Raw genomic sequence first — 7,850 nt, forward strand, 5'->3', positions numbered from 1 at the left:
ATCCTTGTTCTTATTATCTTCCCCATTTCTGCTAAAATAAACAGTCTTATAAATAGTTCATCATTTCTTTCAGTGAGTCAAAAACACAATCCGGAACGACCTCCGAATTTTTCAGGTCCGCCATTTTAGTCTCTCCGGTCAGTACCAGAAAGCCTTTGCCGCCGTTATTAACGCCGGTGGCCACATCGGTGTAGATCCGGTCCCCGACAAAGGCCACATCCTCTTTTTTATGCCCGGTGATGGCCAGGACCATCTCCATGGTTTCGGGAAAGGGCTTGCCTAAATATTTGGGTTCCACCCCGGTAGATTTGGTGATCAGGGCGCACATGGAACCGCAATCGGGGATAAAACCGGTTTCGGTAGGACAGACCAAATCCAGATGGGTAGACAAAAAGACCGCGCCGTTTAAGATAAAGGTACAGATTTTCTCCAGCTTTTCGTAGGTCAGGGTCGTATCAAAACTGGCCACCGCCACATCCGGCTGTTCCTGGACCAGGTTAATCCCGTGCTTCCGGAAACTCTCCTCCAGCAGCGGGGTACCCATCAGATAGACGGATTGTCCGGGATAATAGGTTTTTAAATATTCAATGGTCACATCTCCAGAGGTAATGATCCGGTCTGCTTCCACAAAACAGCCCATATTTTTCAGTTTCTCCTGATAAAAGCTGGGTCCCCGGGATGAATTGTTGGTAATAAAAATAAAATCTTTTTGCTGGGTGCGCAGGGCTTCGATAAAGTCCAGCGCCCCGTCGATTAAACCATTGCCCAGATAAACCGTACCGTCCATATCCAGGGCAAATAATTTCACATCTTTTAGTGCATCTTTTTTCGGCATGATCATTTTTCGTCAATCTCCTCGGTTTCTGTTTCTGTCATCCCAGACCCACTTGCCGGTTCGGTGACTTCATCGAGTTCCAGCAGTTTTTTTCCGCATTCCACATCGGTGACCAGGACATTGATGAATCCGCCTTTGATGGCGCCCTGGATGGCCTGGGCTTTTTCGGGACCGCTGGCCACCCCAATCGAATGAGGGACCCGCCGGAGCTTTTTAATATCAACCCCAATCACACAGTTATCGGCCTCAAAGGCTTCGGTGCTGCCATTGATATCAAAAAACTGCATGCAGACATCCCCTACCACATTTTTCTGACGCATGACTTCCATGTCTTTTTCGTCATAATAGCCGGTGGCCATAATCGCTGATCCCCGATTGGGCACCCCGATCCCAACCACCGCCACATCCAGACCGTCACCCATTTTGATGATCCGTCGAATATCCGATTCCTTCATCAATTCCTCTTTGATCTTGACTCCGGACACCCGGGCCGGTGCATGCAGCAGATAGGAGACACCGCCAAAAGCCTTGGCCAGAGCTTCGACAATGGTATTGGAATGCAGCTCCATACCCAGATGTCCGATCCCGCCGATGAGCGGGATAAAGGTCACCCGTTTTGAGGTACCCTTGGACACAAAACGATATATCTGGCCAATCGACGAACCCATGGAAACCCCGATAATGGTATCATCTTTGATCAGCCGCTCCAGATAGTTGGCCGTGGCCTTGGCCAGCTCATCCTTCTGATCCCGGTTATCCTGTTTCATATCGACGATAAAAACTTCTTTTAAGCCATAGCGGCTCTCCAGTTTTTTTTCCAGATCCACATAATTGTTGCCAAAAATAGGATCGATAATTATTTTGACAATGCCCCGCTCCCTGGCGTTCTGAAGAATCCGAGACACGGTCGGCCGGGACAGCCCCAACTCCGTTGCGATCAGCTTTTGATTGATGTCCTGATTATAGTACATCTCACAAATCTTCACCATCAGACGCTCATCATCCACTACCTTTTTCATCCGGTCACCTCCTAGTTTCTGCTTTTTTAGGCCCTTGCGACACTACCACGAGCTTCGCCAATTTAATACTTTGCTTTTTATTCGATTCTGAAATTTTGCAATTATTGTTTAATTATATTGTTTATGATGAAAAAGTCAATCATTTCGTAGGATTTTGCAAAAAAGAAACGTTTAAAAGCCCACTCGTTACCTCTGCAACGAGCGGGCTTTCTTAATTTATTGAAGACTGCATTTTTATAATGCGATATCTCCTCTTTCGCCGGTTCGGATCCGGATACATTCTTCCACTGGTTTGATGAAAATTTTTCCATCACCAATTTCGCCGGTTCTAACCACGCTCATAATCAATTGAACGATTTCTTCCACCTTATCGTCGGCTACCACAATTTTTATCTCAATTTTGGGAATCATATTCATCATCACCGAGGTGCCCCGGTTATGGGCAATCCAACCGTACTGGTTGCCACAGCCCAGTACCTGACGAATGTTCATTCCATTGATCTTTGCCGCCAAAAACGCATCCTTCAACGGTTCCAGTTTTTCGGGACGGATAATCGCTTCGATCTGTTTCATAGCATTTTCCTTTCTTGCTTAAAATAACCCGGTCATCAGGAAATTCAAAACATTCGCACATCCTGCTTTATGTTGAGTGTTCCTGGTGGCCGATGCTGACTTCCACTTCGTATTTTAGTTGATAAACTGCTACTGGTCAATTCCGGAAAATGCCGGATATCCTTCTTCACTGTGTTCACTGATATCAAGGCCCAGCGCTTCTGCTTCAGGGGCGACCCGAATGGCCATGACCTTCTTGAGGGCTAGCATAATGACCGCAGTCATCGTACCCGAATAAAGCACCGCAATTAACAGCGCTGTGATCTGGGCGACAAATAACTGGGTATCACCGAAGAACAAACCATTCCATTGAGCGACCGGGTTAATCGCCGTCTGGGCAAATAGTCCGGTTGCGATGACTCCCCAGATCCCACTGATGCCATGACATCCAAAAGCATCCAGGGTATCATCATAGCCAAACCGAACCTTCACCTTTGTTAAAAATAAGAAGCAGATCGGGCTCACCACGGCGCCAATAAACAAGGCCGCTTCGGTTGGGACAAAACCAGCCCCGGGTGTAATTGAAACCAGACCGACAATTGATCCGGTGATGGCCCCCATGACGGTGACTTTTTTATAAACCACCATTTCAACCAGCATCCAGGTTAACATCGCTGCCGCCGAAGCCAGCAAGGTGGTCACCACCGCATGCACCGCCAGTCCGTTGGCGGCCAGAGCGGAACCCCCATTAAAGGCAAACCAGCCCACCCATAAAATCGCCCCGCCGATGACAAATAGCGGAATGTTATGAGGATGATAGGACTTGATACCGTAACCTTTTCGGGAACCCAGAATAATACAGGCCACCAGACCCGATATCCCCGAGCTGACTTCGATAACCAGTCCGCCGGCAAAATCTACCGTGCCGAGACCGGCAATCAGACCACCCTGACTCCAAACCATATGGGCCATCGGATAATAGACCAGTAGCATCCAGAAGGTTACAAAAATAAACAGCGCTGAAAATCGCATTCGGCCTGACAGGGAACCCACCACAATGGCCGGAGTGACCATACAGAACACCAATTGAAAAATGGCAAAAAGCTGACCGGGAATACTGCTGGCATAAGGTCCCGGTTCAGAAGCACTGATGCCTCTAAAAAAAACGTTGCTAAAATCACCGATAAAACCAAACCCACCCAGATCCGGGCCAAAGGATATCGAATACCCCACCACATACCACATCACCGTGGCCAGTCCACAGCAAAATACCACCGACATGATGGTGTTGAGCACATTTTTTCGTCGCACCATCCCGGCATAGAACAACGCCAGCCCAGGGGTCATAAAAAAAACCAGCATTGTACAAATCAGAATAAATGCCACATCTCCAGAATTAATCATAATTTCCTCCATAATTCTCTGTTATCGTTATTTATGCCAATCACTGAAAACGGTCCAATGATTATCCGATCAACCCACTTTAAAACCAGCCCTTGACAGGCCGGCCACTACGCTTATCCCCTTTGATAAGTTGGTGCAATTATCTGACTTTTAAAAAAATAATTGCAGACGCTCAACGCAAAAAAAGACGACAACAAAAAAACTGTTATCGCCTTTGATACTCTAAATGATATACCCGGTTCATTTTTTCGCCGCTACTCTTCATTGACTAGTCGACTGAACCTTTTCGCTATTATTTAAGGTTGATTTTTTATATATTATTAATGTGCTGCTTCTCAATTAGTTCAGCAAATCAGATTATAGCACTCATAGAAACAGGAGTCAATCATTGAATGATTGACTCCTGTCTATTTATCGTTTATTGTCCGGATGTCACGACCACATCTTTTGTCTGACTCTGGCCATTCCGTTCAAAGGTAACACTTACCTTGTCCCCGGCATTGACGGCATAGAGAATTTCCTTCATCTTAAGCATAGTATTGGTTTTGACCCCATTGATTTCTTTAATGATATCTCCGGCTGCCAGACCAGCATTGGCGGCACCGCCACCTTGTTGCACCGAGGCAATATAGATTCCCTCATTAAAGTTGACATCACTATCGGTCAGATAATAATCGGCAATCGCCCGGTCATAAGCGGTGATGCCCATTACTGTGGAATTGAATTTACCGGTTGCCACAACTTCGTTAAGTATCGGTTTTAAAATATTAATTGGAATGGCAAAACCCATTCCTTCGCCGGTGGTCAGTTTATAGGTATTGATACCGATCACCTCACCGGCTTTATTGACCAGCGGGCCGCCACTGTTTCCCGAATTAATGGAAGCATCGGTTTGAAGCAGATCTTCCGCCAAGCCATTATCCAGCGGAATGCTCCGATTCAGGGCTGATATGATTCCGGAGGTAACCGTTCGTTCAAAGTTCAGTCCCATCGGATTGCCAACTGCCACTGCCAACTCACCGACAACCACATTGTCTGAGTCGCCCAGTTCCAGTACAGGCAAATCTTTGGCATCAATTTTAATAATCGCCAGATCCAGGCTGGCATCCGACCAGACAAGTTTGGCATCATAGGTATTCCCATCAGCCAGTGATACCTTCATGGCCGAAATATCATCTGATGCCACATGTTGATTGGTGGCAATGTAACCATCGCTGGTTAAAATAAAACCAGAACCGACTCCGGTTGCTTCCTGAGGTCCGTAAGTGGTCATCGCCACCCCGGTTGTCTCAATCCCGACCACCGATGGGGGCACTGTCTGGGCAATGGCTTCCACCACCGTGTCCGCCGAACCCTCGCTGACAACAATTTCATTTTTGGCGCCCTGTATCACAGTGCTGTTATCAAAGAAAAAGTTGACACCAAGAAATAAAGCGCCCACAATCACACCGCCGATAATTGCACCGATCATGCCGATGATCAGGGAACTCGTTTTTTTCTCTTTTTTTAGATCGTCATTCATCGTTTCACCTCAATCTTAGGTGAAGTTCTTTTACAGGTCGATTGTCTCGCTCGCGCTGCTTCTTTTTGCCACACAAAGTTTTACATCCCCGTCCAGCACCACGCCAGCCCCAGTCAATATCCGGGCTGTTGTTTCATAGGCCAACAGGGGGTAATTGTTTTCCTGACTGAGATGGGCCAGCACCAGTTGCCGGGTGCCTTTCTCGACCAGCGCCAGGGCCAGATCACCAGCTGTCTCATTGGACAGATGACCAAAGTCGCTTTTTATCCGCTGTTTGAGGTAGAAGGGATATGATCCGGCCTCCAGCATCGACACGTCGTGATTGGACTCCAGCACCACCAAATCACAGCCACATAAGGCATTACGCATATCCATGGTAATAATTCCCGAGTCAGTGGCGATTCCCAGCCGATTTTTTCCGTCAGAGATGACAAAGCCAGCCGAATCCGCCGCATCATGAGATGTTTTAAACGCTTCGATTTGAAGATCCTGAATATCAAAAGGTTTTTCAAAATCAAAGATTTTAACATTATGCTCGGCGATTTTGCCCAGATCTTTCATCATTGCTGCCCAGGTTTTTTCATTGGCATAAACCGGCAGGTCAAAACGCCGGGACAATACCCCAACCCCATGAATATGATCACTATGTTCGTGGGTCACTATAATGCCGCCGATTTCCCGGGGATCCTCTTCAATGGCGTCCAGGGCACTCTGGATCCGTTTTCCGCTGAGGCCAGCGTCAATCAGTATTTTGGTGCTGTTGTTTGAGACAAATAAACTGTTTCCTGAACTTCCACTATATAAACTACAAAATTTCAATCGTCGCTCCCTTGTTCATTTTAAAAAATTTTATAAAACATCCCTTTAAATGCGCCAAGGGCCAGCTGGATTGTTAGGTTTATCCTAGCGAATGATGCTTAAACCTGACTTAACCTAACTTTACGGGATTTAAGGTAATCGTTGTCCCCTACTGCTTCGTCAACCTTAATTCTACTAAAGGCAAGCAGGATCTTTCTCGGAAATCCGGCGGATATCAGCCCCCAGATTTCGCAGATTTTCCTGAAGATTTTCGTAGCCACGGTCAATATGAACAATCTCCGTGATTTTTGTTTCGCCATCGGCAATTAACCCGGCAATAACCATGGCTGCCCCGGCTCTTAAATCGGTAGTTCTGATTTTTGTCGCCGATAAGGCCTTAACCCCGGTAATACTTGCCGTCCGGCTGTTAATCGAAATATTGGCGCCCATCCGGCGCAATTCATCAACATATTTAAAGCGACTTTCAAAAATACTTTCGGTAATCGTACTGGTGCCCTGGGCAATCGTCATTAACACCGCCATCGGTTGTTGGAGATCTGTAGGAAACCCCGGGTAAGGCATAGTCTTCACGTTCACAGCCTTCAGCGGATGCTTCCCGATAACCCGAATCCCGTCGTCTTCTTCGAGGACGATGACCCCCATTTCACTGAGTTTGGCCGTGATCGCCTCCATATGCTTGGGAATAACATTTTTAATTAAAACATCCCCTTCGGTGGCCGCAGCTGCCATCATATAGGTGCCAGTGGTGATTTGATCCGGTATAACCGAATATTCGCAGCCATGCATTTCTTCAACGCCGACGATTTTAATGACATCTGTTCCCGCACCCTTGATATTTGCTCCCATCAGGTTCAAAAAGTTAGCCACATCAACGATGTGGGGTTCTTTGGCAGCATTTTCAATAATTGTTTTACCATCGGCCCGAACGGCTGCCAGCATGATGTTGATGGTAGCGCCAACGCTGACCACATCCATGAAAATATGGGCGCCTCTGAGTTCCGGCGCCTCCATTTTTACCTGTCCATGTTCAATCACCACGGTTGCTCCCAAGGCCTGGAAGCCTTTGATATGCTGATCAATGGGACGATCCCCGATGTTGCAGCCGCCGGGCAATGGCACAATCGCTTTGCGATAACGTCCCAGTAAAGCGCCCAGCAAGTAATAGGAGGCCCGCATCTGGCCGGTTTCCTCTTCATAATCCGACACATCATATGAAATCGGTTTTTCGGTATTTATAATCAGGGTATCATTTTCTCTATATATTTCAGCGCCCAATTTTTCAAGAATAACAATCATTTTGTTAACATCTTTAATATCGGGAACATTATCTATCTTACTTGAGCAGGCACAAAGTACCGCGGCCGGAATAATTCCCAGTACCGCATTTTTTGCCCCGGAGATTGTAACCTCGCCTTGCAGGGGGTTACCTCCTTCTATAATAAAAGCATCCATATTTATTCCTTTCAGTGCAAGTGTATATGCAATATCCAATTGGTTATTATATCATAAGTTTCAGTTTTATCAAGAAATCTCGTGATTTTACGCCGTTTTTTTATCAGTAAACCGGTTTTTCTTATACTCTTTAAGAATTCTTTGCCCTGCTTAAAGAAAACAGGAATTCCTCACAAATTAAATGCGATGTGATATAATCCCGACTTTGACAGTTAATAAAGTATTAATTCAGAGAAAACCTCGCAGT

At 46.4% G+C, this 7,850-nt stretch carries 7 protein-coding genes; all 7 read right to left on the reverse strand.

What is annotated here, in order from left to right:
- Positions 1-46: 46 nt before the first annotated feature.
- On the reverse strand, positions 47-841 hold the full coding sequence (locus tag ABGU93_RS09450) for an HAD-IIA family hydrolase (protein ID WP_347413216.1): 795 nt from the start codon (positions 839-841) through the stop codon (positions 47-49).
- Positions 838-1,854, reverse strand: a complete 1,017-nt coding sequence (locus ABGU93_RS09455) for a sugar-binding transcriptional regulator (RefSeq protein ID WP_347413217.1) — start codon at positions 1,852-1,854, stop codon at positions 838-840. Before ABGU93_RS09455 ends, ABGU93_RS09450 begins: the two co-directional genes overlap by 4 nt.
- Before the next feature lie 234 nt (positions 1,855-2,088).
- Positions 2,089-2,427: a P-II family nitrogen regulator gene (locus ABGU93_RS09460; protein WP_347413218.1), complete on the reverse strand. Its 339-nt coding sequence runs from the start codon at positions 2,425-2,427 to the stop codon at positions 2,089-2,091.
- A 129-nt stretch (positions 2,428-2,556) separates the two neighbouring features.
- Complete coding sequence (locus ABGU93_RS09465) at positions 2,557-3,813, reverse strand: ammonium transporter (protein ID WP_347413221.1); 1,257 nt, start codon at positions 3,811-3,813, stop codon at positions 2,557-2,559.
- Positions 3,814-4,228: 415 nt separating this feature from the next.
- Positions 4,229-5,332, reverse strand: a complete 1,104-nt coding sequence (locus tag ABGU93_RS09470; RefSeq protein ID WP_347413219.1) for a trypsin-like peptidase domain-containing protein — start codon at positions 5,330-5,332, stop codon at positions 4,229-4,231.
- A gap of 30 nt (positions 5,333-5,362) precedes the next feature.
- Entirely contained in the window at positions 5,363-6,151 is a 789-nt protein-coding gene (locus tag ABGU93_RS09475; RefSeq protein WP_304889413.1) for an MBL fold metallo-hydrolase, read from the reverse strand.
- A gap of 174 nt (positions 6,152-6,325) precedes the next feature.
- Positions 6,326-7,603, reverse strand: a complete 1,278-nt coding sequence (locus ABGU93_RS09480; RefSeq protein ID WP_347413220.1) for a UDP-N-acetylglucosamine 1-carboxyvinyltransferase — start codon at positions 7,601-7,603, stop codon at positions 6,326-6,328.
- Between the last annotated feature and the right edge of the window lie 247 nt (positions 7,604-7,850).

The organism is Acetobacterium sp. (genome assembly GCF_039830195.1).
Taxonomy (GTDB): domain Bacteria; phylum Bacillota; class Clostridia; order Eubacteriales; family Eubacteriaceae; genus Acetobacterium.

Coding starts and splice junctions, on each gene's coding strand:
- ABGU93_RS09450 (WP_347413216.1), bottom strand. CDS start 841: ATGATCATGCCGAAAAAAGATGCACTAAAAGATGTGAAATTATTTGCC.
- ABGU93_RS09455 (WP_347413217.1), bottom strand. CDS start 1,854: ATGAAAAAGGTAGTGGATGATGAGCGTCTGATGGTGAAGATTTGTGAG.
- ABGU93_RS09460 (WP_347413218.1), bottom strand. CDS start 2,427: ATGAAACAGATCGAAGCGATTATCCGTCCCGAAAAACTGGAACCGTTG.
- ABGU93_RS09470 (WP_347413219.1), bottom strand. CDS start 5,332: ATGAATGACGATCTAAAAAAAGAGAAAAAAACGAGTTCCCTGATCATC.
- ABGU93_RS09480 (WP_347413220.1), bottom strand. CDS start 7,603: ATGGATGCTTTTATTATAGAAGGAGGTAACCCCCTGCAAGGCGAGGTT.